The organism is Flexivirga sp., from assembly GCF_035551235.1.
GTDB lineage: Bacteria > Actinomycetota > Actinomycetes > Actinomycetales > Dermatophilaceae > Flexivirga.
The window spans coordinates 150,113-174,860 of the sequence record NZ_DASZNO010000049.1 but is presented as its reverse complement, the minus strand read 5'-3'; the positions used below and the strand labels follow the sequence as shown (position 1 = coordinate 174,860).

Genomic DNA, 24,748 nt, shown 5'->3' with positions numbered 1-24,748 from the left:
AGCCCACTAATCGACGGTCTTGCGCAACTTCGTCGCGAGCTCCGAACCCAGCGTCGCGGCGAACGTCTTCGACACGTGACCGGGATTGAAGAACACCGGCACGCCGCCGATCACCGGCGGGCAGGACCCGTGCCGACAGTAGAGATCCTCGACGTTCACGAAGGTCACACCGGGCATACCGCGCGCCGCTCGCTCCTGCGCCTCGTATGCCGGGAAGGCAGCGGATTGCCTGAGCGCACAGTCCTTTCCGCCCGCGGCTCCCGAGCGCGCGACACAATCCAAGGTGTCCTGCTGCGCTTGCGGAACGTCCTGCAGGACGATGACCCGCTTCCCCGACGCGGTGAGCCGTTTCCACGCCGTCTCCATGCCCTGCTCGGTGTGGCCGCGATCCGCGGGCGTCGACGTCGCGTCGCCGGACTCCTTGCGCGTGACGATCACCAGATCGATGCCGGGGTCCTTCACGATCCTGTCGAGCATCCGGTGCCGCCACGAGTGACAGGCGGCCCGGTCCCGGTCGACGACGGGGATCTCGGCAGTGGTCAGGTAGCAGCCGGCCTTGCCGGCGACGTCGATCCGCCAGCCGAGCTCCGTGGCGGCCTTCGCGTATGCCGGGATCAGCGAGTTGTTGTGCGAGTCACCGATCGCGAGCGCGTGCACCTTCGCGCCCGTTGTGGCGCCGAGCGTGCAGGTGTGCAGGGACGGATCTCCTTGGGAAGCCCAGCATTTCGCGCGGTTTCCGTCGTCCTTGGGGAGCGAGGCAAGGTCCGGAGTCAGCTCCGCCGAAACCGCACAGCCGGAGCGTCCCAGCGCCGGAGCACCGACGCACGGGTCGGCGCCCGCGAGGACGGCTGCCACCCGCTGCCGCGACTGCGCGGCATCGTGCTGCACCATCCCGAGACCGCCGGTGCCGATCACCAGCGCGGTGACGACACCGCCGATGACGACGGCGCCGCTGCGGCCCCGCCACGTGACGGCTCCATGCGGCTGCAGCGGCGCCTCGATGAATCGCGTTGAGGCCCAACCGATCCCGATCGATCCGAGCAGGATCACCGCACGCGGGACGAACCCGAGCGAGTGGCCGGCGACCCAGGGGGCGACGGTGAGGATCGGCCAGTGCCAGAGGTAGATGGAGTATGACGCGTCGCCGATCAGCTGCACCGGCCGTGAGTCCGCCACAGCGTTCCAGACCCGGTCGTGCCGCACGGTCGCCAGCACAAGCGCACCGCCGACGGTGGGCAGCGCCGCGGCATACCCGGGGAACGCGGTTCCCGCCGTGAATTCCCATGCGGCGACAAGGATCCCGGCCAGACCGACCCACGCCACGGCCGGTGGCACCTTGTGCAGTCGAGCCTGGCCCAGCAGTGCGAGCAGAGCACCGATGCCGAATTCCCAGGCCCGCGTCGTGGTGACGAAGTAGGCCGCGGCCGAGTTGGTGGCGGTCAGGTGCACGGACCACGCGAGTGACGCGAGCGTCCCCGCCCCGAGCACCACGACGAAACGGGCCCGCCAGGTCCGCCGGCTCGACACCGCGAGCACCGCCACGAGCAGCAACGGCAGCACCAGGTAGAACTGCTCCTCGACCGACAGCGACCAGAAGTGCTGGAACGCGGTCGGCGGGTCGCTCGAGCTCAGGTAGTCGGTCGCTGTCGACGACAGGACCCAGTTCTGCACGTAGAACGCCGAACCCAGGGCCTGCTGCAGCCCTGCGCGCCATACGTTCTCGCCCGCCCAGGCGAACATCGCCAGCGTCGTCAGCACGATGACCAGCAGCGCGGCGGGCAGCAGCCGGAAGGCACGGCGGGTCCAGAACGTCACCAGCGAGATGCGGCCGGTCCGATCGGCTTCACGCGCCAGCTGACCGGTGATGAGGAACCCGGAGATGACGAAGAAGACATCGACCCCGATGAATCCGCCGGTCAGCCGCCCCGGCCACAGGTGGTAGCCGACCACGAGCAGGACGGACAGCGCACGCAACGCCTGGATGTCGGTGCGGACAGGTGCGCGGTCACCAGGGGAAGAGGCCATCGCGGCGGGACGCTACCCATCGTTCCGGTGAGATCGGCCGTTTCCCGCCCGGAGCGACCCGAAGTTCACCCGGCGATCGCCGAGGGTTCACCGGATGTGGTGCCACGCGACCACAGCGACGGCAGCCAGGAAGATCAGCGATCCGACGAACGCGAAGGGCCGTCCGGCACCGGCGATCGCCTCGGCGACGGGTGGGCGCGCCCCGAGTTCGACGAGTCGTTGCTGCGGCGAGCGGCGTAGCCTGCCGAGCCGCACCCGCACCGGTGCGAGCTGGGTCGAGAACGGCACGTAGACCGAGATCACCAACAACGCCAACGGGATTCGCACCCAGAAGAAGCCGTGCGCCTGCTCGGCCCACACGGCAACAGCCAGGACGACGACCGCCAGCACTGCCGCCAGGACCTGACTGCTCACCGTGATGGTCCGTGCTCTGGCGGTGCTCTCCCCCGCGCCTCGGATCAGCCACCGCAACTGCCCCTGCTGCAGGCGATGCCGCACCCACCACGCCCAGGCGACGCCGATGACCAGGAGGGGCACCATGATCCAGATCCGCACGATCGGAGAGCCTACGGCCAACCGATCCGGCAAGCTGGGCGTATGACGCACGACGCCGCCATCGAACCGATCGACGCACTGCGCCGGATCGCTTTCCTGCTGGAGCGATCTCGCGCGGGCACCTACCGCGTCAAGGCGTTCCGGCAGGCCGCCGACACCGTCATCAGCACGCCCCGCGACGAGCTGGAACGCCGCGCCGAGGGCGGCACGCTGCACGACCTCCCCGGCATCGGGAAGTCGACCGAGGCGGTCATCCGGGAGGCGCTGGCGGGCGAGCGTCCGGCATACCTGACCAGCCTGGAGGACAAGTCGCCCGACCGTCTCGTCGACGGCGGCGAGCGTTACCGCGACGCGCTGCGCGGCGACTGTCACAGCCACTCCGACTGGAGCGACGGAGGCTCACCGATCCCCGAAATGGTCGCTACCGCAATAGAACTCGGCCATGACTACCAGGTGCTCACCGATCACTCACCGTCGCTGCGGGTCGCGAACGGCCTCAGCGCCGAGCGCCTGACCAAGCAGCTGAAGCTGATCGACCGGATGAATGAGCGCACCGGAGACTTCACGCTGCTCAAGGGCATCGAGGTCGACATCCTCGACGACGGCGAACTCGACCAGAGCCCCGCGATGCTCGACCGGCTCGACGTCCGGGTCGCGTCTGTGCACTCCAAGCTCAAGATGGCGAAAGCGCCGATGACCCGGCGGATGATCGCCGCGGTCCGCAACCCGCACACCAACATCCTCGGCCACTGCACCGGCCGGATGGTCGACGGCGAGCGCAGGGGCAAGGCGTTGCGCCGGGAGCAGTCGACGTTCGACGCGGAAGCCGTCTTCGCCGAGTGCGCCGAGCACCAGGTCGCCGTGGAGATCAATTCCCGTCCCGAGCGACAGGATCCCCCGGACGAGTTGATCGGTATGGCGCTCGCGGCCGGCTGCCTCTTCTCGATCGACAGCGACGCCCACGCGCCCGGTCAACTGGACTTCGTGGAGTACGGCTGCGAGCGCGCCCAACGCCTCGCCATACCGCTCGATCGCATCGTCAACACGTGGCCGAAGGAGGACCTGATCGCGTGGGCGGCGGGGCGCTGACCACCTCGTTTTGGTTTATCGCCCGACGCTCCTTTATAGTTCTCTAGTCCTCGACACCAGCCGAGGTGGCTAACGCTTGAGGACTGGTCGTCAAGGCTGAAGTCCCCATCGTCTAGCGGCCTAGGACCCCGCCCTTTCACGGCGGTAGCACGGGTTCGAATCCCGTTGGGGATACGCATCGCTGAGGCGATGGTGCACGATCTGAGTACGACGCAAGGCCCTGTAGCGCAGTTGGTTAGCGCGCCGCCCTGTCACGGCGGAGGTCGCGGGTTCGAGTCCCGTCAGGGTCGCCATCCCTTTTCGAAGGGCCAGATAGCTCAGTTGGTAGAGCGAGCGACTGAAAATCGCTAGGTCGGCGGTTCGACCCCGTCTCTGGCCACAGTCATATCGAAAGAAGCTGCGCCCCACCCGGGCGCAGCTTTTTCGTTTGGTATGGCGCGTGCCGGCTATCCCAATGCACCGCCGGAGCGCACCCAACGCACCAGACCACCGTCAACCGCGAAGGCCGGGACACCCAGGGACTTCAGCTGCGCGACGGCCCGCTCCGAGGCGAAGCAGTACGGCCCGTCGCAGTAGGCGACGATCTGGTGATCGCGAGGCAACTCATCGAGACGCTGCCGCAACTCCTCCGCCGGGATGGAGATCGCACCCGGGACGTGTCCGCGACCGAACTCCTTCGCGCTGCGCACGTCGACGAGTGTCACCGTCCCCTCGCGCAGCCGCCGCTTGAGTTCGGCGACATCGATCCGCTCCATTCCGGCGTCGCGCAGTTGCTGGACCTCGTCGCGGACTCCGGCCATGGACTCCTCCCCGAAGTCCTGCAACTGCTGCAGGAAGTGTGAAACGTGCTTGCCGGCGAGCCGGTAGTGGATGCGGACCCCGTCGCGACGCGCCATGACGAACTGCGCAGCGCGTAGGTGCTGCAGCTGCGCGGAGGTGTTCTTGACCGGCGCATGCGCGGCAGCGGCGAGTTCCTCGACCGTATATTCGCCCTGCTCCAGCAGGTCGAGCAGCCGCAGTCGCAACGGACTCGACAACGCCTTGCCGACTCGGGCGAGCTGCTCGTAGACGCCGGCATCCTCGAGTTCGAGGTACGTGCGGGTGTCCGTCATGTTCGACTCCTTCGGCGTTTGGTCGAGCGTATTACGCACGGCTCGGCACCTTCTGCGGAGCATCCACCACCATGGCTTCGCCCTGCCAGCGTCGGTCCGAGCGCAACGCTCGGTTCGCCACCGGGATGCCCAGCACGGCGATCGCTGCGAAGCCGAAGGTCAACAGATGTGCCGAGCTGAGCACGTCCGGGCCGCCGATCGACACCAGCACACCGGCGAAGGCGGAACCGTACGCCGTCGCGATCAGCTGGCTGGTGTTGATGCCGGCCGACGCCTTGCTCGCGACCTGTTCGTCGTCACTCACGCGCAACGCCGCAGGGACCCAGTGCGCGAACGCCATGCCGATCCCCGACCCCGCGATCACGAGCGCGACGAACCAGCCGGCGATGACGATGGGACCAGGCTGCTGCCGCTGCAGCACGCCGTAGATCAGCAGACCGATCGCGAGCAGTGCCGGGCCGGCGGCGCGCACGAACCGGGTGACGGCCGGTCGGGTCACGCCACCGTTCAGGATCGAGCCCAGGCTCCACCCCCAGGACAGGGACGCGCCCAACAGGCCCGCGCCGAGCGGCGCCATACCCCCGAGACGCTGACCGAAAAGTGGGAGGAACGTCTCGACCGTCGACACGAAGGCGAGGACGACTATCGCGGCGTAGACCCAGCGCAGCGGGGACCGCCCCCGGTAGGTCATCGCGGGCAGCACCGTGACCGCTGCGGAACGCTCCCGGGCCACGAAGCCGGCCACGAGGAGCAAGCCGATGCCGATCAGCACGCCGGTCGCCATACCGTGCACGGTCGAGGCGATGCTCACCGCCGCCGCGCCACCTGCCATCAGCAGCAACGCGAACCCCGGAACCCCCTGGCGAGCGGCATCCGTCCGCGCATGGCTCGGCAGTGTCCGCCACGCGAGCACCGCGAGCACGGTCGCCTCCAGGGCGAGGAATCCGAACGCCGCACGCCATACCCCGAGCTCGGCGAACACACCACCGATGACCGGCCCGGCAACGTTGCCGACGCCCCACATCGCGGAGAGCAGCGCGACCGAGCGCTGCCACAGTCGCGGCGGAAGGACGACACGGATGACGGCGAAGGCCAGACCGGCCAACAGACCCGCTGCCAGGCCCTGAACCGCGCGGCCCACGAGCAGGACCTGCATCGACGGGGCCAGCGCTGCCACGACGCTCCCGGCGGAGAATCCGGCGAAGCCGCCGATGTAGCTGGTACGCGCACCGAACCGGGCCAGGGTGTTGCCGACCAGCATCGAGCTGATCACCGACGCGACCAGGAACGCCGTCATCGTCCACGAGTAGAGATCCTTGCCCCCGATGTCGGCGACCGCGTTCGGCAACAGACTGGTCGTCACATAGACGTTGGTCGCGAAGAGAAGTACACCGCCCGCCAGCACTGTGACGGGCGCCCGGCTCTCCCTCCCGAAGAGGTCGCGCCACGTTGCCCTGGACTTCGGTGCGTCATGTTCGGTCATCGCTAATATCCTTTATTCCAATGAACATTAGATTAGAAGATAAAGCGAACCGGGTGACCCCGTCAAGGGTCACCCGGTCAGGTGCAGCTCTCTTCGTTGTATGGCGGGCAGCGCGCCCCTCAGACCAGCCCGGCCTTCGTCGCCAGGACGGCCACCTGCACCCGCCCCTCCACACCGAGCTTGCGCTGCGCGGACGCCAGATGTGTCTTGACGGTCGCTTCCCCGACATACAGCTGCGCGCCGATCTGCTGGTTGCTCAGCCCCTCACCGACGAGACGCACGACGTCGCGCTCGCGGTCACTCAGCGCATCGACCGCGGCCCGCGCCCCGGCCTGCGCGGCGCCGTTGCCACCGACCTGCGCGAAGACCTGCGGCACGCTCTGCGGGGACAGCACACCCGCGCCCGCGTGCACGTTGCGGACCCCCGCGATGATCTCCGGGCCCGCGGTCTTCAGCATGAATCCGGCCGCACCCGCATCGATCGCGCGCATGACGACGTCGTCCATGTCGAAGGTCGTCATGACCAGCACCCGTGGCGGGTTGGGCAGCGCACACAGCGCCTTCGTCGCGGCGATCCCGTCGAGTCGCGCCATCCGCACATCGAGCAGGACCACGTCCGGGAAATGCCGCTGCACCGCGGCCACGGCCTCGTCACCGTCACTCACGGTGCCGACGATGCGGATGTCGTCGACCGTCGAGAAGATCAGCTCCATCGCGGAGAAGACGAACGGGTCGTCGTCGACCACCAACACCCGGATCGGCTGCACCTGCACCCCGCTCACTGGCGCCGTCACTGGTCCCGTCACTGGTCCCGTCACTGGCTCTGGCACTGGCTCGGTCACTGGCTCGTTCCTCTCGCTTGCCACGGCAACCGCACCAGCGTGCGGAAGGCTCCCTCTTCGTCGACCCAGACCCAGGACTCGCCGCCTGCCTGCTGCACCCGCTCGTGCATGCCGGTCAGGCCGTTGCCGGGCCGGATGGTGTGATCGCCCGGGTTCGGCGCCCGATTGGCGGTGCTGATCTGGACACCACGGTCCGGTCCGCCGTCGATCTGCAGCCGCACCGAAGCGCCCGGCGCGTGCCGGCGCGCGTTGGTCAGCAACTCCTGGGTGATCCGGTAGGCGCTGCGACTGACCTGGTCGTGCAGCTCCGCGCCGCGATCCAGGAAGACCGCCGCCACGACCGGGCTGCCCGCTGCGAGTGACTGGTCGATCAGCTGGGGCAGATCGACCAGTGTCGGCAGCGTCTTGCTGATGTCCTGGTCGCCCGGCTGCCGCAGCACCGCGAGCAGTGAGCGCAGGTCGGCCATCGACTCCTGCGCGCCCTCGCGGACCAGAGCCGCGCTCTTGGTGAGTCTGGGATCGTCGCTGGCCAGCTCGAGCCCGGAGGCGTGCAGCGACAGCAGGGACAGCCGGTGCCCGAGCACGTCGTGCACCTCCCGCGCGATCCGCTCGCGCTCAGCCTGCCGGGCGACCTCCTCGCCCAGCGCGTGCAGCTTGACCTCGCTGCGGCCCTCCTGAACCTGACTGGCCCGCAACGCTTTTCGGCTGCGGACGAGCATCGCGACACCGATCGTCAAGGCCAGGAAGACGAGCGTCTCGACCACAACCAGCCACCACGGGAAGTGCGTGCCGTCGTCCATCGAGAACAGGTCCCGGGCCCACGACGACGCCTGGGTGCCGGTGCCGTCCCGCCATACGCTGGCGAACTCCGCGCCCGTCGCGAGCCCCAGGCAGGCCCACAGCCACGGGCCCGACGCGACGAGCAGCACGGCATACAGGGCGAAGAGCGGCGTGATCGCGTCCAGTGGCAGGACGACCGTCAGCGCGCTGATCCCGAGCGAGATCCAGACCGGCCACTTGCGCCGCCAGACGAGCGCGACCGCCGCGGCGATGCCCACGAATCCGAGCAGGATGAACGGCCCGGTCGACTCGGTCGCCGCGGCGATGGTCTTGTCGGTGATGCCCTGGCTGCGGTACTGCGCGTAGGTCGAGTTGGTGATCTGAGTGCCGATGCACAACACCACCATCAGGCCCGTCACGACGCCTCGCCATACGCGCGGCGAGCGCCACGGGGGCGGGGCGGAAGTGATCGGCATGACCGCACTGTAGAGCCGTGCACCGACGGCCCGTATCCACCTTCCGGGAACTGCCCCTCCCCCATTCGGTGGAGGTATGACGAGCCGCCCGCCGGAAGTCGCAGGACCGGCCGAGACGGTCTGCTTGGGCCATCGCAACAACAACGACAACGGAGGAGCAGCGATGACTCAGTACAACGGCCCCCAGGACCCGACGCAGTGGAGCGGACTGCCGCCGCGGAGCGGCGGGTCCTACCCGCCGGTGCCGCCGGGACCGGCGCCCAAGAAGCGCAACTGGTTCGCCCGGCACAAGATCATGACCGGTTTCCTCGGCCTGTTCGCGGTCATCGTGATCGGCGTCGCGACCACGTCCGGCGGCGGTTCGTCGAACCCGGAGCCGACGACCGCAGCGACGCAGCCGGCGACCAGTGAGGCCGTACAGCCCGCGGCAGGCAGCGCGCCGCCGGCGACGGCAGCGACGAAGAAGGCCACCAAAAAGGCGACCCAGAAGACGACCAGGAAGGCGGCCCCCAAGGCGCAGGGCATCGGGACGCCGGTGAAGTCCGGTGACCTGGAGTTCACCGTCACCAAGGTGGTCCGGGGCCAGAAGCAGGTGGGCGCGGACTTCATGGCGCAGAAGGCACAGGGCAGTTACACGCTGGTCCACGTCACGGTCCGCAACGTCGGCAACGACTCCGAGACGCTGCTCGACTCGGACCAGAAGATCAAGGACGCCGACAACAAGACCTACTCGCCCGACAGCGGCGCCGAACTGGCGATGGACAACAACGACGTCTGGCTGGCGGAGATCAACCCGGGCAACGCCGTCGACGGTGTCCTCGTCTACGACATGCCGGTCGGTGTGCAGGCGACGGCGATCGACTTCAGCGGCGGGCTCTTCGACGACGCGAAGACGGTGCAGCTGCACTGAGCGGCACCTGAGCAACCTGCTCGAATCCACACGCGAGGCGGGGACGCACGGGCCCGATGGTCATAATCGAGCCCATGCGTCCCCGCCTCGGCCTTGTCCTGCTCCTGCCGCTGATCCTGACGGCGTGGCTGCTCGGCGCCGGCCACGCGTCGGCACACGACGAGCTGGTCGGCTCCAATCCATCGGCCGGCACCGACCTGCACAAGGCGCCGACGTCGCTGCGGCTCACCTTCAGCGACAGCGTGCACGACATCGGTGTCGCCGTCCGCGTGACGGACGCCTCGGGTGCCCAGCTGCAGACCGGGAAGCCGGTCGTCGACGACACCGTCGTCACCCAGCGGCTCAAGCCCACGAAGGCGCCCGGCACCGTCCACGTCGTATGGCGGGTCACGTCCGCCGACGGTCACCCGGTGAGCGGCAACTTCAACTTCTCGGTGAATGCCGGCGACGCACCGAGGACCGCCACGACCGGCAAGGCGACGTCCACGGCGAGTGGCGGCCTCCAGCGCCGGACCGCCTCCTCGAGCGCGGAGACCAGCTACTCGACGTCGGTCGCCAGCTTCCAGCGGCCCACCGACAAGACCAACAACGAACCGTTGCTGATCATCGGTATGGCGGTGCTCGGCGTGCTCGTGATCGGCGGTGTCGCGGCTCTGATCCGGCTGCGTGGCAAGGGGGACGACGCGGATCTGTGACGACTGGCGACGGTCGATGCTTGGAATGTTCGTGGGCTGAGGTACCGTTTACCTCACGACAGATACCCAGGATCCCGGGGTCCGAGGGCGGTCTCGTGCACGCACGATCCAACCGCTTGATCGCACCCCGGCAACACACACGAGGGGGTCTCGCCATGGGGCGCGGCCGGGCCAAAGCCAAGCAGACCAAGGTTGCCCGGGAGTTGAAGTACTTCTCTCCCGACACCGATCTGAATGCACTCGAGCGCGAACTCAGCTCGAGTACTCGCAAAACGGCGGATGAAGCCGAGGAGTCGTCGCGCAACGACGACGACTACGGCGACTACGCCGACTGGGCGTCGCATCGCGATTGACCCCGTCCCCCAGCGCTGCACCCTGACGGATTCCACGGGCCGACACCCGTGGTTCCGTCAGTTCTGCAGTCCACCACCCCACTGAGGCCAGGTCGTCGACACCTGGCGCCCGGCACATCACTTCCGGTGCGCACCGATCAGCTGTGCACCACCGGACTGTGCTCCCTTGGCGCCGGTGACAACCTCCGCCGTCGCACGGTCGACCTCGTCGGTCGCCTTGACGGTGCCCATCACCCAGCTGGGCAGTTCGCACGCCGCCAGCAGCGCCAGCGCGTCGTCGACCGCGGCTTCGGGCAGCACGACGGCGAAGCCGACTCCCTGGTTGAGGGTGCGTTCGATGTCGGCCTGCGGCACATTGCCGAGTGCGCCGATCACCGAGAAGACCGCCGGCGGCGTCCAGCTGCTGCGGTCCACCACCGCGGTGAGGCCGGTCGGCAGCACCCGTGCGAGGTTCGCGGCGAGCCCGCCACCGGTGACGTGCGAGAGGGCATGGATCGGTAGCTCCCGCACCAGCCGCAGCAGGTCGGCGGCATACACGCGCGTCGGGGTGAGCAGTTCCTCGCCGAGGGTGCGACCGAACTCGGGCACGTCACGGTCGAGCTGCCACCCGGCCGATGCGATGACCCGGCGGACGAGCGAGAAGCCGTTGGAATGCAGGCCGCTGGAGGGCACTCCGAGCACGACGTCTCCGGCCTGCACCCGGTCCGGGGTGAGCAGCTCGGCGCGCTCCACCGCACCGGTGGCCGCGCCGGCGACGTCATACTCGCTGGGCTCGAGCAGTCCGGGGTGCTCGGCGGTCTCGCCACCGACGAGCGCGACGTTCGCCTGCTGACAGGCCGCGGCGATGCCCTGGACGATCGCGGCGATGCGCTCCGGCACAACCTTGCCCGTGGCGATGTAGTCGGTCATGAAGAGCGGTTCGGCGCCGCACACCACGATGTCGTCGACGACCATGCCGACCAGGTCGAAGCCGATCGTGTTGTGCACGTCCATCGCCTGCGCGATCGCGACCTTGGTGCCGACGCCGTCGGTGGAGGTGGCGAGCACCGGGTGCGCGAAGCGCGCGATCGCGGATGCGTCGAAGAGCCCGGCGAAGCCGCCGAGCCCGCCGATCACCTCGGGCCGGGTCGCGCGCCGTACCGACTCCTTCATCAGCTCGACGGCCTTGTCACCCGCCTCGACGTCGACACCGGCTGCGGCATACGTGATCTGCGGGGAGTCGGGCATCGCGTCCTTCTTCAGGTGTGTGGGTGTGGCAGGGGTCAGGGCTGCAGCAGGGAGTTCTCGGCGCCACCGGACACGCCGAGTGACACCCCCTCCGCATCGCTGCGGCGGTCCTGCTCGGCGACGTCCACCGAGCTGTCGTGGCCGGTGCGGACCTCGATCGGCAGGGTCTCCAGGACGTGCTTGCCGATGCGGCCGTCCTCGGGCAGCGCGATCGGGTACTCGCCGGTGAAGCAGGCCCGGCAGAGCTCGTTCTTCGGCTGCTCGGTGGCCGCGATCATCCCGTCCTCGGAGATGTAACCGAGCGAGTCGGCGCCGATGGACGCCCGGATCTCCTCGGTCCCCAGGCCGGTCGCGATCAGTTCCGCACGGGTGGCGAAGTCGATGCCGTAGAAACACGGCCAGGTGATCGGCGGGGACGAGATGCGCACGTGGATCTCGGCGGCGCCGGCCTCGCGCAGCATCCGGATCTGGGCGCGCTGGGTGTTGCCGCGCACGATCGAGTCGTCGACGACGACAAGTCGCTTGCCCTTGACCGCGTGCTGCAGCGGGTTGAGCTTCAGCCGGATGCCGAGCTGCCGCAGGGTCTGGCTCGGCTGGATGAACGTGCGGCCCACGTAGGCGTTCTTCACGAACCCCTGGCCGAACGGTATGCCGGCCTCCTGCGCGTAGCCGGTCGCCGCAGGGACTCCGGACTCGGGCACACCGATCACCATGTCGGCGTCGATCGGGTGCTCGCGGGCCAGGGCCCGCCCCATCTCGACACGGGCCTCGTGGACGACGCGGCCGCGGATCACGGCATCCGGGCGGGCCAGGTAGACGTATTCGAAGACGCAGCCCTTGGGCTTCGGCTCGGCGAACTTGTGGCTGCGCAGGCCGTATTCGTCGATCGCGATCAGTTCGCCGGGCTCGATCTCGCGGACGATGCTCGCACCGATCGTCTGCAGCGCGGCCGTCTCCGAGGCCACCACCCAGCCTCGGTCGAGCCGGCCGAGGGCGAGGGGTCGCACGCCATACGGGTCGCGGGCGGCATACAGCGTGTGCTCGTCCATGAAGACGAAGCAGTAGGCACCCTGCAGCTTCGGCAGCACCTCGAGTGCGGTCTCCTCGAGCGGCTTGTCGGGGTTCTCGGACAGCAGCGCGGTGACGACGGCCGTGTCGGAGGTGTTGCCGCGGGCGAGCTCGCCGCGGGCGGCGCGGCCGTCGAGCTTCTCGTCGACGAGGTCGCGCAACTGGGCGGTGTTGATCAGGTTGCCGTTGTGCGCCAGCGCGACGGTGCCGCGGTCGCTGCCGCCGAGGGTCGGCTGGGCGTTCTCCCAGGTACTGCCACCCGTCGTGGAGTAGCGGGTGTGTCCGATGGCGAGGTGACCGCGCAGGGAGGTCAGGCTGGACTCGTCGAAGACCTGTGAGACCAGGCCCATGTCCTTGTAGACCAGGATGCTGTGGCCGTCGCTCGTCGCGATGCCGGCTGACTCCTGACCGCGGTGTTGCAGGGCGTAGAGCCCGAAATAGGTGAGTTTTGCGACTTCCTCACCGGGAGCCCAGACACCGAAGACACCGCATTCGTCCTGGGGTGCCTTCTCACCGGGATAGAGATCGTGTGTCAGCCGTCCATCTCCACGCGCCACGGCACCAGTGTGACACGCCGGGCGGAGTCCCCGTAATTGGTGACCTCTATTTGGCGGCGCGTCAGGGGCGGTTGAGCAGGCGTTCGAGGATCAGCGCGACGACCGCACCTGCGAGTGCCCCGAGCGCAGCCAGCACGCCACCGATGAGCGCGACCCCGGTGCGGTCGGAGTAGCCCTGGATGTCCGGCCCGCCGCTGGCGATGATCGCGCCGACGATGAAGCCGACGATGGCGCCGGTGATGATGAACCGCCGGAAATCGGGGGCCCGGCGGACCCGCCGTCGCACCACGCGCGGCTCCCGCTGCTCGCCGACCTGACCTTCGCGGCCCTCGTGGTGGCCTTCCCGGCCTGTCGGACCGGTCGGCTCGTCCTGCTCTGTCACGCGGAGAACGGTAGCCCGCGCGGGTTGTTCGCCATACCGGCGGCCTGTGTCGGCGGGTGTCGCACGGTATGACGCCGTTGTTACCGACGGGTAGACGGGTCGGCGGCAGCTTCCGGGACTCGTTAGGGTGATGCGCGAGTTCTGTCCCGTCTGATTCCGAGGTGTTCCGCATGGTGTGGCTCGTCCTGGCCCTGATCGTCGTGGTGCTCGCAGTCGTGTTGTGGCTGCTGTTGCGCGACCCGAAGCGTGGCCGTTCGGTGGGCATCCACGGCGTCAGCAGCAGCCACAAGATCGGCGGCTCGGACGCCGGAACCGTGGACGAAGCTGCATCGGACCAAGCTGCATCACACGAGGACGTCGGCGAGAAGAAGCCGGCGACTGCGAGCAAGGTGGCGGCGGGCGCTGCCGCCGGAGTCGGGGTCGCCGGGGTGGCCGCCGCGGCTTCGTCCTCCGCGTCCGACGACGAGGCCCCGAAGGACTCGCCTGCCGACACGCCGGCCGCCCCCGCTGCCGACGACTGGGATGCCGCACCGCCCGCGCTGGACGACAAGCCCACCGCAGCAGAACCGGCCGCCTCCGGCGCCGACGACTGGGATGCCGCACCGCCCGCGCTGGACGACTCGTCCGCTCCGACCACTGCCGCACCCGCCTCCGGCGAAGACTGGGAAGCCCCGCCGCCCGCACTCGACGATGCCCCGGCCCCCGCCCCCGCCGCTGCTTCGGGTGATGACTGGGACGCACCGCCACCGGCCCTCGACGACAAGCCGGCCGCAGCAACACCCGCCGCCTCCGGCGACGACTGGGACGCACCTCCACCGCCCCTGGACGACTCGTCCGCTCCGACCGCCCCCGCAACGACAACACCGGCCGCATCCTCCGGCGACGACTGGGACACCCCGCCACCAGCACTCGACGACAGTGCAGGCACAGCCGAGCCCGCCGCCGCTCCCTCCGAAGGGGCCTCACCCGCACCGGCCGCATCCTCCGGCGACGACTGGGACACCCCGCCTCCCCCGATCGACGACGCAGCCGCCCCCGCGGCACCCGCAGCCACGGAAGAACCGAAGCAGCCGGAAGCGACCCCGGCCGCGGCGGCCGAGCCGACGCAGCAGGCAGCACCGGCCACCACATCCGGCGGCGACGACTGGGACACCCCGCCGCCCCCGATCGACGACGCAGCCACCCCTGCGACACCCGCACCCACGGAAGCGCCGGAGCAGCCGGAAGCAGCCTCAGCCGCTGCCGCCGAGCCGAAGCAGCCAGCAACACCGGCAGCCTCGACCGGCGACGACTGGGACACGCCCCCGCCACCGATCGACGACGCCGCCGCCCCTGCGACACCCGCACCCACGGAAGCGCCCGAAGCACCGAAGCAGCCGGAAGCAGCCCCGGCCGCTGCCGCCAAGCCGACGCAGCCGGCAGCACCGGCCACCACATCCGGCGGCGACGACTGGGACACCCCACCGTTGCCGCTGGCCGAGTTCGGTGGTGCACCGGAGGAGAGCGCACCGGCATCGGCCGGCGCCGAGGAGGACGGCCCACTCGGACCCGGCTCCGCAGCTCCTGCCGACGATGGCTCCGGACCGGCGGGTTGGGTCAAGGGTGACGCGGCCTCGATGATCTTCCACTCGCCGCAGTCGCCGGCATACGACTCGACCGAGGCCGAGGTCTACTTCCGCGATGAGGCGACGGCCGCTGCCGCCGGCTTCCGGCACTGGGACCCGGCGCAGCGTTAGGAATTTCCTTCAAAATGGTCACTGCGTAAACCACCCGGCGTGCGAGTGGCGGTGACAGAGTCGGCATACCCCCCTGGACCAAGGAGCCGACATGTCCGTCGACCATTCGAAACACCCCGCCCGTCGCAGCGTGCTGCTCGGCATCGCTGCCGCACCGTTCGTGGCCGCAGCGACGACTTGCGCCGCTGATGCCAGCCCGGGAGATGGGCGCAACTACGTTGTGCCGCAACCCCGCCCGGGTGAATACCCCACGGATCCGACGACGCCGAAGCACGAGCTTCGCTCGTTCTGGCTGTCCGTGGTGGCCAACATCGACTGGCCGTCGAAGCCCGGCTTGTCCGCCGAAGCCCAACAGGCCGAGCTGATCGCCTGGCTGGACCTCGCCGTGGCGCAGCGCCACAACGTGGTCGTGCTCCAGGTACGCCCGACCGCCGACGCACTGTGGCCCTCGCGGCACGAGCCGTGGTCGGTCTGGCTGACCGGTGAGCAGGGCAAGGACCCCGGCTACGACCCGCTCGGCTTCGCCGTCGAGGAGGCACACAAGCGCAACCTCGAACTGCACGCGTGGTTCAACCCGTTCCGCGTGGCGATGAGCGAGGACCCGAGCACGCTGATCCCGTCGCATCCCGCGCGGCAGCACCCCGAGTGGGTCCTGCCGTATGGCGGCAAGCTCTACTACAACCCCGGTGAACCGGTCGTCCGCCAGTTCGTCGAGGACGCGATCATGGACGCAGTCGATCGCTACGACATCGACGCCGTGCACTTCGACGATTACTTCTATCCCTATCCCGTCGCCGGCAAGGTGTTCCACGACGAGCAGCAGTACGCCGAGTACGGCGCCGGCCTGTCGCTCGACGACTGGCGGCGGTCGAACATCGACGACCTCATCGTCCGTCTCGGCAATCGCATCAAGCGCTCAAAACCGTTGTGCCAGTTCGGAATATCCCCCTTCGCCGTATGGCGCAACAAGGCGACCGACCCCACCGGATCCGACACGACCGCCGGCGCCGAGACCTATGACGATCTGTATGCCGACACCCGCGGCTGGGTCAAGAAGGGGTGGATCGACTACATCTGCCCGCAGATCTACTGGTCGATCGGTTTCGCCCCGGCGGACTACGCCAAGCTCGTGCCGTGGTGGTCCGATGTCGTGGCGGGGACGCCGGTCCACCTCTACATCGGGCAGGCCACCTACAAGGTGAACACCAACGGCGCGGTCGATCCGCACTGGCTCAACCCGGAGGAACTCTCGTCGCACCTGCAGTTCAACACGAACTACCCGCAGGTGCAGGGCAACATCTACTTCTCCGCGGTCCCGGTCCGCAAGGACGAGCTCGGCGCGACGACGCTGCTCAACGAGAAGTGGTACTCGCGTCCGGCGTTGCTGCCGGCCAGCCCGTGGCTGAAGCATCGTGCCCCTGCACGCGCATCGAACCTGCGCCGTGATGGCAATTCCCTGCAGTGGCAGGATGGTTCGCGCGACACGGCACACTTCGCGATCTACCGGGTGCCGGTCGAGAGCCAGCGCGCGAACGCCAAGAGTCGTGACCTCGCAGATGCCCGATACCTCGCGGCCGTCATACCCGCGGAGCAGCGCAGCTGGACCGACAATGAGCCGGGCGGTCAGCCCCACGTGTATGTCGTGAGCGCAGTGGACCGGGCCGGCAACGAAAGCGCGGGTGTCGCAGTCAGCTGAGCTTCGGAAGCACCTGCGCGGCAACGGTTTCCAGCACATCGACCGTTGCCGCGTAGGGCTTGTCCGGACGCGGCCAGTGCGTGATGAGATCGGTGAAACCGGCCTCCTCAGCGCGGCCCACGGCGTCCTCGAAACGGTCGACGCTCTCATAGACGGACCCGCGCGCACCGTCGGCATTCAGGTGCCGCTCGAACGTCGCGTTGTCACGCCCTGCCGCCTCGAGTACTTCGGTCATTCGCTCGCCGGCCTCGCGCAGCCCGGACCACCAATCCTCTTCGGTGCCAGCCGGTTTGCCGTAGGTGACCCAACCTTGCCCGAGCTCGGCTGCCAGCCGCATCCCCTTCGGCGCGTTCGCCGCGACGATGAATGGCACACGTGGCTGCTGCACACACCCGGGCACGTTGCGCGAGTCGTGGGATGAGAAGAACTTGCCGTCATACGTGACGTGATCCTCGGTGAGCACCTGATCGAGCAAGCGAGTGAACTCGGTGAACCGCTCGGTCCGCTCACTGACCGACGGCTCCTCGCCGAGCAGGCCCGAGTCGAGGTCCCCGCCGCGGCCGATACCGCAGATGAAGCGCCCGCCGGAGATGTCGTCGAGCGCGAGCACGTCGCGAGCGAACGCCACCGGATGGCGAAAGTTCGGCGACGTCACGAACGTGCCCAGCCGGATCGTCAAGGTCACCATCGCGGCCGCAGTCAGGGTCGGCGTGGTGCCGAACCACGGCGAGTCCGGCAATCCACCCCAGACCAAGTGGTCGTAGGTCCAGGCGTGGTCGAAGCCGTATCGCTCGGCCGCCTGCCACTTGGGGGCCATGTCGGCCCAGCGGGCTTCCGGGAGGATCGTGATGCCAACGCGCATGCCAGCAGCCTAAATGGAGTGGCACCTACGGGCGGCGCAGCAACGGCAGGTATGCCGAGAGGTCCGCCCGCGACCCCGAGGCCGACACGATGCCCGCCGTCTCGGCCTCTGCCCAGGTGAGGTCGCCGACGACGAGCCGCATCCACGAATCCGGGCTCAGCTCCACGACATTCGGCGGTGTCCCGCGTCGGTGGGTCAGGCCTTCGACCACCTGAACCGCGCCGTATGGCGGCACCCGCACCTCGACACTGCGCCCGGGCGCTTGCAGTGCCAGCTCCTGCAGGCTGAAGCGCACGGCCATGGCGAGCACGGCGCGGCCCACCGTCGGGTCAGCACACCACGCAAGCACGGCGGCACGTCCGCGCTCCGCGTCGATCTTCCGGGTCGGCATCCACGGGCTCCTTTCGACCCGTCATCCTCCCGCATGAATCTGCCGGGCGATCACCCCGGCCGTCTCCAACTGGGCGTGCGCGATCTCCAGGTCGTCGGCGGGGAAGAAGCTGATGCTCTTGGCGCCAGCGTCGGCCATGGCTTCGACATACGCCAGGGCATCGTCGACATTGCCGATGGCACCGATGCGGGTCCACCAGTCGTCGGGCGCGTGGTCGGCCCAGTCTGCGCCATACCGCTCGCACAACTGCTCGAGGTCGGCGTGGAACGGCAACACGGCCAAACCGGCGTGCCCGAAGCCCACCATCTCCGCGAGGAACGGTGCAGCGGCGCGGCGCGCTTCCTGACGGTCCTGCAGCACGCAAAGCGTTGCGAAACAACGGTATTCGAAGTCGTCCACGGCGCGTTTGCACAGCGTCTTGGCGCGCTCGAAGTAGTCGACCGGACACGGCCCGTCCAGCAGCACGCCATCGGCTGATCGCCCTGCCATGGCCAGCGACTTCGGCCCACGCACCCCGGCGACCACAGGCGGCACCGGACTCGGGGCGTGCTCGAGCTTGACGTCCTTGGCCGTGACGTATTTGCCTGCCATGTCGACGCTTTGACCATGTAGCAGCTGGCGCACAGTCGTCAGGACCTCGTCGAGTGCAGTCACGGGTGAGGCCGGGCGCACTCCCATCTGCTGCATCCAGGACTGGACGCCGTGCCCGATGCCACCGATCACCCGGCCAGGGGCGAGACTCGCCAGGGTCGCGATCTCCATCGCCGTCATGGCAGCAGTGCGCGCCACCGCCGGCAGGATGCCGAGCCCGACTCGCAGGTGTTGCGTGCTCGCCAGCGCAACCGCCGCCAGCGGCGGCGCCGTGGTGAAGAAGCAGTCCTCGATCAGCCAGAGCTCCTGCAGGCCGGCGGCCTCCGCGCGCCTGGCGTAATCAGCAACCTCGGACGCCGCGAAGGTGCGATCGAAACAGACGCCGATGGCGGGTGTGTGGCTCATCCCGTGACGATATGCGCGCCCACCGACAACCCTCGGCGCAGCGCGCGAAACGTGCCAACGCGGGTCGAGCGCCGCCCTGAGTAGCCGTGAAGAACGAGCGGCGTATCGAGACCCGGAACTTATCCACATCGCCTCGACCACGAACCCCGGCACGGAGGGGGTGTGTATAACACTCGACCACGAAAACCTTCGTTTTCCAGCATGATTCATGAAGTTCAGCGGAGTCGGCAAAGCCATCACGGACATTGCCTGGTGTGAGTGGATCGTTCGAATGCACCATCCCGACGCACTGGCCGAGCTGCCGGCCTTCTTTGCCGCAAACGGCTCGACACCTCCCTGGGCCCAGCGCCAAGCCGCCATGATCCGTCGGTGCCGGTGGCTGGAGGCGTTCACGAATGCGTGGGACGCGAACGGCCCGGCTGTTGCGCTCTGGCAGCAACGAGCACGAACGGTGGCGGACTGGCACGAGCACGACGGCATACGCTGACGCGGTGACCGACCAGCCACAGCCCGAGCAGCCACACGACGAACCGCACTTCGACTTCCAGGCCGACGATCGCGGCGGGGTGACGGTCCTGCGCGACGGCCACCCGCAGTCACACGTCGACCTGCGCGACCCGGAGTTGCTGGTCTTCGAGTATGTCGCCCAGCTCGCCATCGGGATCGACCTGTTGCCACCCGGGCCGGCCGGAGTGACGCACATCGGTGGAGCCGGGCTGACCCTGGCGCGCTACGTGCAGCACACCCGCCCCGGGTCACCGCAGATCGTGCTCGAGCCGGACACCGCGCTCACCGAAGCCGTCCGCCGCGAGCTGCCCCTCCCCCGCAATCACCGCATCCGGATCCGACCGCAGGACGGCGCCACCGGCATCGCCGCCCTGCGGGACGGCTCGGCCGACGCCATCGTCCTCGATGCGTATGACGAGGGCCGCGTCCCGGCAAACCTGCTCTCTCCCACCGCAATTCAGCACTTCGCCCGCGTGCTGCGCCCCGGTGGCCTGGCCCTGCTCAACCTTGCCGATGAGCCGAGCCGACGGCATCTCGCCCGCGAACTCGCAACAGTGACAGCGTCTTTCCCGCACGCTGTAGTTCTTGCACTGGCCGACGTGATGAAGGGCCGCCGCTTCGGCAATTACGTCGTGATCGCGTCCGACACGGCATTCGACATCGACGAGATCCGCCGCCGCGCAACACGTTTGGCTGCCACGACCGCCGTTCGACCGGCATCCGCGCTACGTGCGACCGCGAAGCCCTTCACCGACGAGGACGTCGTGCCATCGCCGCAACCGCCCGACCTGGGCGCCTGGCGAGCGCGCTGAGGTCTCGATACATCTCCCCCGCTCCGCTCCTCCGGCACTCGACCCGCTCAACGCTTCCAGTCGTACTCGTGCTCGGGGCGGCCGGTGCCGCCATACCGCAACCGCATCACGGCGACACCCTCCTCGACGAGGGCTGCGAGATACCTCTGCGCGGTCGCGCGGGCAATGCCCAACTCGGTGCCCAACGCCGCCGCCGACACCGGACCATCCGCCGACTCAAGGGCCTCGCGCACCAACGACGCGGTCACTGGCGACTGCCCCTTCGGCGCCTGCGGCCGGTCACCCTCGCGCAGCACCCGCATGGCGGTGTCGATCTGGTCCTGGTCCAGCAGCCCGTCGCGCACCCGGCCCCGGTAGCGCTGCCACGCCTTCAGCCGGCGCACCAACTGATCGGCGCCGAACGGCTTGATGACGTAATTCACCGCACCCGCGGACAACGCGGCACGCACCGACTCCGCGGAGCCGTCGGCCGTGACCAGCATGACGTCGCACCCGGATCCGGCCAGTTGCACACAGACGTCGAGTCCGGACCCGTCCGGCAGGTAGTTGTCCAGCAACACGAGGTCCGGTTGCAGTTCCGCGACCGCCCGCATCGCATCGGCGGCGGTGTGCGCTACGCCCACGACCTCCAACCCCTCCACCGCCGAGGCGTATGACGCGTGGACCGACGCCACCCGGAAATCGTCGTCAACGACAAGTACCTTCGTCATAGCTCTTCCTGAACCTCGCCTGTTGCCAACACATTCGGCAGTACGGCGACGAAGACCGTCTCCGTGTCCTCGGCCCCCGTCGCCGTCAACCGCAGATCACCACCGAGACCCTCGGCCGTCGCACGTGCGATCGCCAGCCCCATCCCGCGGCCATCACCCCGCGAACTCACGCCGCCGACGAAGATCGACTCCGCCCGCTCCGGGGGAACGCCGTCACCGGTGTTCGCCACCGAGATCACCAGGTTCCGCTCCTCGGACAACAGATCCACCTCGACACGGGCCGGCCGCGTCGTGGAACTGCGCGCCGCCTCGATCGCGTTGTCGACCAGATTGCCCAGCACGGTGATGACCTCGACCGGCGCGACGAGTTTTCGTGGGACCCAGCTCTGTTCGGACAGGACCAGCGAGACGCCGGATTCACCTGCGGCCGACTGCTTGCCGGCGAAGAACGCCCTGATCGTGCTGGACTGCACGGCCGGGTTCTCGCTCACTTCCTTGTTGGTCGCGAATTTCACGCTGTCACTGAGGTATTCGATCGCGTCGTCCACGTCGGACGTGTGCAGCAGTCCCATCACGGTGTGCATCCGGTTGGCGAATTCGTGCCGTTGCGCGCGCAACGCGCTCGTCATACTCCGCACGCCCGCGAGTTCACTGGTCAGCTGCTCCAGCTCCGTCCGGTCCTGGACGGTGAGCACACCACCGAGATCGGTGCCGTCCTCCAACGCCACCGGGCGGTGCTTGGCGACCAGCACCCTCCGGCCGGACACCGCCGTCACCGCGCGCCCGCCCTCCACCGGATGCTGCATCAGGCGTTGCAGATCCGGAGCTAGAGCCAGCTCGTCCAGATCCGCGCCGAGCCGAACTTCCTTACCCAGCAAGCGAATTGCTTCGGCATTGCACATCGTCACCCGGCGCTGGGTGTCGACGGCAAGGACGCCTTCACTGATCCCGTGCAGCACCGCCTCGCGCTCTCGCACGAGGTCGGCGACTTCGGAGGGCTCCAGGCCGAGGGTCAGCCGCTTGAGCCGTCGCCCGAGCAGCGCGGTCAGCAGGACGGCGACCAGCACCGCCGCGAGCGCCCATGGCAGCACGATGAAGAGCACCCGCCAGAGCGCGTCACTGATGTCCGTGGCCGCGAATCCGACGCTCACCTCGCCGACGATCCGACCCGCCGTATCCCGCAGCGGCACCTTGCCCCGCGCCGAGAGCCCGAGGGTGCCACGCTCGATCGACGTGTTCTCGTTGCCGGCCAGCGCCTCATCCGGGTCGGTGCTGACCATCTTGCCGACCTCGTCGGGGTTCGGATGCGCCAGCCGCACACCGCGATCGTTGGTGATGACGACGAACAGTGCGTGCGTCGATCGCTCCTGCGCGGCAGCGGCGGAAGCGACCTTCGGCTGATCGCCGCGCGCCACCAGGTCACCCAGCCCGGGGTCGGCGGCGATCGTCCGCGCGACCGAGAGTGCGCGTTGTTCGTACTGGTGCTGCAACGTCGACCGCAGGAAGAAGCCGGCCACCAAGAGCGTCACCACACCGAGCGCGGCCACGACGGCGACCTGCAGCATCATCATCTGGCGGGTGAAGGGCAACCGCCTGGCACGACTCATGGCCGACAACGATAGGGCGTTCGGCTGCATCCGCGCGCCGGATGCAAAACGTGCAAAACGCGCTCAGCGTCCGAAAACCAGGCAACGGCCACAAGGCAGACACCGCCCGCCGACAGCCCCTAGCGTCCTGCGCCGTGCCCTCCTCGATGTGAGTGGGGTCACAACTCCCCGCAACAGAAAGGACGCGTATGTCGCACCTCGTCGAGCTGTCGCACGCGACCAAGCGCTTCGTGAAGGCCGGTGGTGGCATCCACGTGGCCGCCGCCGACATCACCATGACCGTCGACCCCGGCGAGTTCGTGGCCGTCGTCGGCCCGACCGGATGTGGCAAGTCCACCACCCTGTCACTCGTCTCCGGCCTCGAGCCGCCCTCGGACGGCGCCGTACGGGTGAATGGCGCTCCCGTGCAAGGGATTCCGGACGGCGTCGGCTACATGTTCCAGGCCGACGCGATGCTTCCCTGGCGCAACGTGCTCGCCAACGTCGCCGCCGGCCCGCTCTGGCGCGGTATGTCGAAGACCGACGCACATGCCAAGGCGATGGACTGGATCACCCGCGTCGGCCTGGCCGGTTTCGAGAAGTCCTACATGCACCAGCTCTCCGGAGGCATGCGCAAGCGCGTCGCCCTCGCCCAGACCCTGGTCAACGAGCCGAAGATCCTGCTGATGGACGAGCCCTTCTCCGCGCTCGACGTGCAGACCCGTGCGCTCATGCAGAACGAACTTCTCGACCTGTGGTCCGGCACCGGCACCGCCGTCATCTTCGTCACCCACGACCTCGAAGAGGCGATCGTCCTCTCCGACCGGGTGGTCGTGATGACCGCGAGCCCGGCGCGCATCAAGGACGACTTCCGGATCAACCTGCCGCGGCCGCGCAACGTCGAGGAGCTGCGGATGACGCCGGAGTTCATCGAAACCTATTCCAAGATCTGGCAGTCGCTGTCCTCCGAGGTCGCGACCGCCCGGGCCGAAGGAGCATCCCGTGTCGCCTGACACCCTCACCGCCGACGCCGGCACGACGAACGGCGCCATACCGCCGCCGGCAGCGCACAAGCGTGACCCCCGCGCGCAGTTACGCAAGCACAAGACGCTCGTCTACAGCCTGCGGGTCCTCGTCCTGGTCGGTGTCCTGGCCATCTGGGAGATCTCGGTCAACCTGTGGTTCGACCCGTTCTTCTACTCCAAACCGAGCCTGATCTGGAAGCAGCTCAGCTCGTGGTTCACGGACGGCACCGCGCAGGGTCCCATCTGGGCGCAGATCTCGATCACCCTGCAGGAAGCGGTCATCGGCTTCGCCATCGGCGCGATCGCCGGCGTGCTGCTCGGCATCCTGCTCGGTCGGGCACGGCTGCTGGCCGAGGTCTTGTCGCCATACATCCAGGCGGCGAACGCCGTCCCCCGGATCGTGCTCGCGGCGCTGTTCATCATCTGGTTCGGCCTCGGTATGTCGTCCAAGATCGCGACGGCCACGGTCCTCGTCTTCTTCCCGGTCTTCTTCAACGCGTTCCAGGGAGCTCGCGAGGTGGATCGCAATCTGATCGACAACGCACGCATTCTCGGCGCCAGTCGGCTGCAGGTGCTGCGGTCGATCGTCGTCCCGAGCGCCACCTCGTGGATCCTCGCCTCCCTGCACACCGCCTTCGGCTTCGCACTCATCGGCGCGATCGTCGGTGAATACACCGGCGCCACGCAGGGCATCGGCCTGCTGATCAGCACCGCTCAGGCGTCCTTCAACTCCGCAGGGATCTACGCCGGAATGCTCATCAGCACCGTGCTCGCCCTCATCGCCGAGCTGCTGCTCGGCTACCTCGAGCGGCGACTCCTCAAATGGCGACCGCCATCGCAGAGCGAATCCGTCGCCGTCTGATCCCCTCCTCC

The 24,748-nt window shown here is 68.6% G+C and carries 24 protein-coding genes and 3 tRNA genes; 13 read left to right on the top strand and 14 right to left on the bottom strand.

The genetic code is table 11. The features are described from left to right. Positions 1-6: 6 nt before the first annotated feature. Both VG502_RS19330 and VG502_RS19325 read right to left on the bottom strand, forming a co-directional pair. On the bottom strand, positions 7-2,025 hold the full coding sequence (locus VG502_RS19330) for an acyltransferase family protein (protein WP_325551776.1): 2,019 nt from the start codon (positions 2,023-2,025) through the stop codon (positions 7-9). 87 nt (positions 2,026-2,112) lie between these two features. After that, positions 2,113-2,580, bottom strand: a complete 468-nt coding sequence (locus VG502_RS19325; RefSeq protein ID WP_325551774.1) for a hypothetical protein — start codon at positions 2,578-2,580, stop codon at positions 2,113-2,115. A gap of 42 nt (positions 2,581-2,622) precedes the next feature. Between VG502_RS19325 and VG502_RS19320 the strand changes: the two genes are divergently transcribed. The 4 genes from VG502_RS19320 (at position 2,623) to VG502_RS19305 (ending at position 4,048) form a co-directional block, all read left to right on the top strand. After that, positions 2,623-3,669 carry a PHP domain-containing protein gene (locus VG502_RS19320; protein ID WP_325551772.1) on the top strand — a complete coding sequence of 349 codons (1,047 nt, stop codon included), beginning with the start codon at positions 2,623-2,625 and terminating at the stop codon, positions 3,667-3,669. A 101-nt stretch (positions 3,670-3,770) separates the two neighbouring features. After that, a tRNA-Glu gene (locus VG502_RS19315) sits at positions 3,771-3,843 on the top strand. A gap of 42 nt (positions 3,844-3,885) precedes the next feature. After that, a tRNA-Asp gene (locus VG502_RS19310) sits at positions 3,886-3,962 on the top strand. Between the two features lie 13 nt (positions 3,963-3,975). Further along, positions 3,976-4,048 (top strand) — tRNA-Phe (locus VG502_RS19305). Between the two features lie 67 nt (positions 4,049-4,115). On the opposite strand, the gene VG502_RS19300 is transcribed toward VG502_RS19305, so the two are convergent. From VG502_RS19300 to VG502_RS19285, 4 genes are all read right to left on the bottom strand, one after another. After that, positions 4,116-4,781: a metalloregulator ArsR/SmtB family transcription factor gene (locus VG502_RS19300; RefSeq protein WP_325551770.1), complete on the bottom strand. Its 666-nt coding sequence runs from the start codon at positions 4,779-4,781 to the stop codon at positions 4,116-4,118. A 31-nt stretch (positions 4,782-4,812) separates the two neighbouring features. After that, positions 4,813-6,264: an MFS transporter gene (locus VG502_RS19295; RefSeq protein WP_325551768.1), complete on the bottom strand. Its 1,452-nt coding sequence runs from the start codon at positions 6,262-6,264 to the stop codon at positions 4,813-4,815. Positions 6,265-6,383: 119 nt separating this feature from the next. Next, complete coding sequence (locus VG502_RS19290) at positions 6,384-7,058, bottom strand: response regulator transcription factor (RefSeq protein WP_325551766.1); 675 nt, start codon at positions 7,056-7,058, stop codon at positions 6,384-6,386. A gap of 44 nt (positions 7,059-7,102) precedes the next feature. Continuing rightward, a complete protein-coding gene (locus VG502_RS19285; RefSeq protein ID WP_325551765.1) occupies positions 7,103-8,362 on the bottom strand; it encodes a sensor histidine kinase in 1,260 nt (419 codons plus the stop codon). Positions 8,363-8,525: 163 nt separating this feature from the next. On the opposite strand from VG502_RS19285, the gene VG502_RS19280 reads away from it, so the two are divergent. From VG502_RS19280 to VG502_RS19270, 3 genes are all read left to right on the top strand, one after another. Beyond that, the gene (locus VG502_RS19280) at positions 8,526-9,272 is read left to right on the top strand and encodes a DUF4352 domain-containing protein (RefSeq protein ID WP_325551764.1); all 747 of its coding nucleotides are present in this window, start codon (positions 8,526-8,528) and stop codon (positions 9,270-9,272) included. 74 nt (positions 9,273-9,346) lie between these two features. Continuing rightward, positions 9,347-9,967 (top strand): copper resistance CopC family protein, encoded by a 621-nt coding sequence (locus tag VG502_RS19275; protein ID WP_325551763.1) that lies wholly within the window; start codon positions 9,347-9,349, stop codon positions 9,965-9,967. Between the two features lie 155 nt (positions 9,968-10,122). Then, positions 10,123-10,320 carry a DUF3073 domain-containing protein gene (locus VG502_RS19270; protein WP_325551762.1) on the top strand — a complete coding sequence of 66 codons (198 nt, stop codon included), beginning with the start codon at positions 10,123-10,125 and terminating at the stop codon, positions 10,318-10,320. Positions 10,321-10,437: 117 nt separating this feature from the next. Here VG502_RS19270 and purM read toward each other — a convergent pair whose 3' ends face one another. From purM to VG502_RS19255, 3 genes are all read right to left on the bottom strand, one after another. Continuing rightward, positions 10,438-11,547 carry a phosphoribosylformylglycinamidine cyclo-ligase gene (gene purM / locus VG502_RS19265; protein ID WP_325551760.1) on the bottom strand — a complete coding sequence of 370 codons (1,110 nt, stop codon included), beginning with the start codon at positions 11,545-11,547 and terminating at the stop codon, positions 10,438-10,440. Positions 11,548-11,582: 35 nt separating this feature from the next. Next, positions 11,583-13,172: an amidophosphoribosyltransferase gene (gene purF, locus VG502_RS19260; RefSeq protein ID WP_325551758.1), complete on the bottom strand. Its 1,590-nt coding sequence runs from the start codon at positions 13,170-13,172 to the stop codon at positions 11,583-11,585. Positions 13,173-13,233: 61 nt separating this feature from the next. Beyond that, positions 13,234-13,554, bottom strand: a complete 321-nt coding sequence (locus VG502_RS19255; RefSeq protein WP_325551757.1) for a hypothetical protein — start codon at positions 13,552-13,554, stop codon at positions 13,234-13,236. A gap of 170 nt (positions 13,555-13,724) precedes the next feature. Between VG502_RS19255 and VG502_RS19250 the strand changes: the two genes are divergently transcribed. Then, a complete protein-coding gene (locus tag VG502_RS19250; protein WP_325551756.1) occupies positions 13,725-15,290 on the top strand; it encodes a sunset domain-containing protein in 1,566 nt (521 codons plus the stop codon). A gap of 91 nt (positions 15,291-15,381) precedes the next feature. After that, positions 15,382-16,986, top strand: coding sequence for a glycoside hydrolase family 10-like protein (locus VG502_RS19245; protein WP_325551755.1), 1,605 nt, complete (start codon positions 15,382-15,384; stop codon positions 16,984-16,986). On the opposite strand, the gene VG502_RS19240 is transcribed toward VG502_RS19245, so the two are convergent. From VG502_RS19240 to VG502_RS19230, 3 genes are read right to left on the bottom strand one after another with little or no spacing between them, the layout of a single operon-like run. Then, complete coding sequence (locus VG502_RS19240) at positions 16,979-17,848, bottom strand: LLM class flavin-dependent oxidoreductase (protein ID WP_325551754.1); 870 nt, start codon at positions 17,846-17,848, stop codon at positions 16,979-16,981. The genes VG502_RS19245 and VG502_RS19240 overlap by 8 nt on opposite strands. A 25-nt stretch (positions 17,849-17,873) precedes the next feature. Further along, positions 17,874-18,239: a sterol carrier family protein gene (locus VG502_RS19235; protein ID WP_325551752.1), complete on the bottom strand. Its 366-nt coding sequence runs from the start codon at positions 18,237-18,239 to the stop codon at positions 17,874-17,876. A 21-nt stretch (positions 18,240-18,260) separates the two neighbouring features. Next, positions 18,261-19,235 (bottom strand): LLM class flavin-dependent oxidoreductase, encoded by a 975-nt coding sequence (locus VG502_RS19230; protein WP_325551751.1) that lies wholly within the window; start codon positions 19,233-19,235, stop codon positions 18,261-18,263. A gap of 271 nt (positions 19,236-19,506) precedes the next feature. On the opposite strand from VG502_RS19230, the gene VG502_RS19225 reads away from it, so the two are divergent. Further along, positions 19,507-19,722: a hypothetical protein gene (locus VG502_RS19225; protein WP_325551749.1), complete on the top strand. Its 216-nt coding sequence runs from the start codon at positions 19,507-19,509 to the stop codon at positions 19,720-19,722. 4 nt (positions 19,723-19,726) lie between these two features. Further along, a complete protein-coding gene (locus tag VG502_RS19220; protein ID WP_325551748.1) occupies positions 19,727-20,554 on the top strand; it encodes a spermidine synthase in 828 nt (275 codons plus the stop codon). 47 nt (positions 20,555-20,601) lie between these two features. On the opposite strand, the gene VG502_RS19215 is transcribed toward VG502_RS19220, so the two are convergent. Continuing rightward, positions 20,602-21,264 carry a response regulator gene (locus VG502_RS19215; RefSeq protein WP_325551747.1) on the bottom strand — a complete coding sequence of 221 codons (663 nt, stop codon included), beginning with the start codon at positions 21,262-21,264 and terminating at the stop codon, positions 20,602-20,604. Further along, positions 21,261-22,871, bottom strand: a complete 1,611-nt coding sequence (locus tag VG502_RS19210) for a sensor histidine kinase (RefSeq protein WP_325551746.1) — start codon at positions 22,869-22,871, stop codon at positions 21,261-21,263. The genes VG502_RS19215 and VG502_RS19210 overlap by 4 nt, the downstream gene beginning before the upstream one ends. A 188-nt stretch (positions 22,872-23,059) precedes the next feature. On the opposite strand from VG502_RS19210, the gene VG502_RS19205 reads away from it, so the two are divergent. Both VG502_RS19205 and VG502_RS19200 read left to right on the top strand, forming a co-directional pair. Beyond that, on the top strand, positions 23,060-23,863 hold the full coding sequence (locus tag VG502_RS19205) for an ABC transporter ATP-binding protein (protein WP_325551745.1): 804 nt from the start codon (positions 23,060-23,062) through the stop codon (positions 23,861-23,863). Beyond that, the gene (locus tag VG502_RS19200) at positions 23,853-24,737 is read left to right on the top strand and encodes an ABC transporter permease (protein WP_325551744.1); all 885 of its coding nucleotides are present in this window, start codon (positions 23,853-23,855) and stop codon (positions 24,735-24,737) included. The genes VG502_RS19205 and VG502_RS19200 overlap by 11 nt, the downstream gene beginning before the upstream one ends. Positions 24,738-24,748 lie beyond the last annotated feature (11 nt).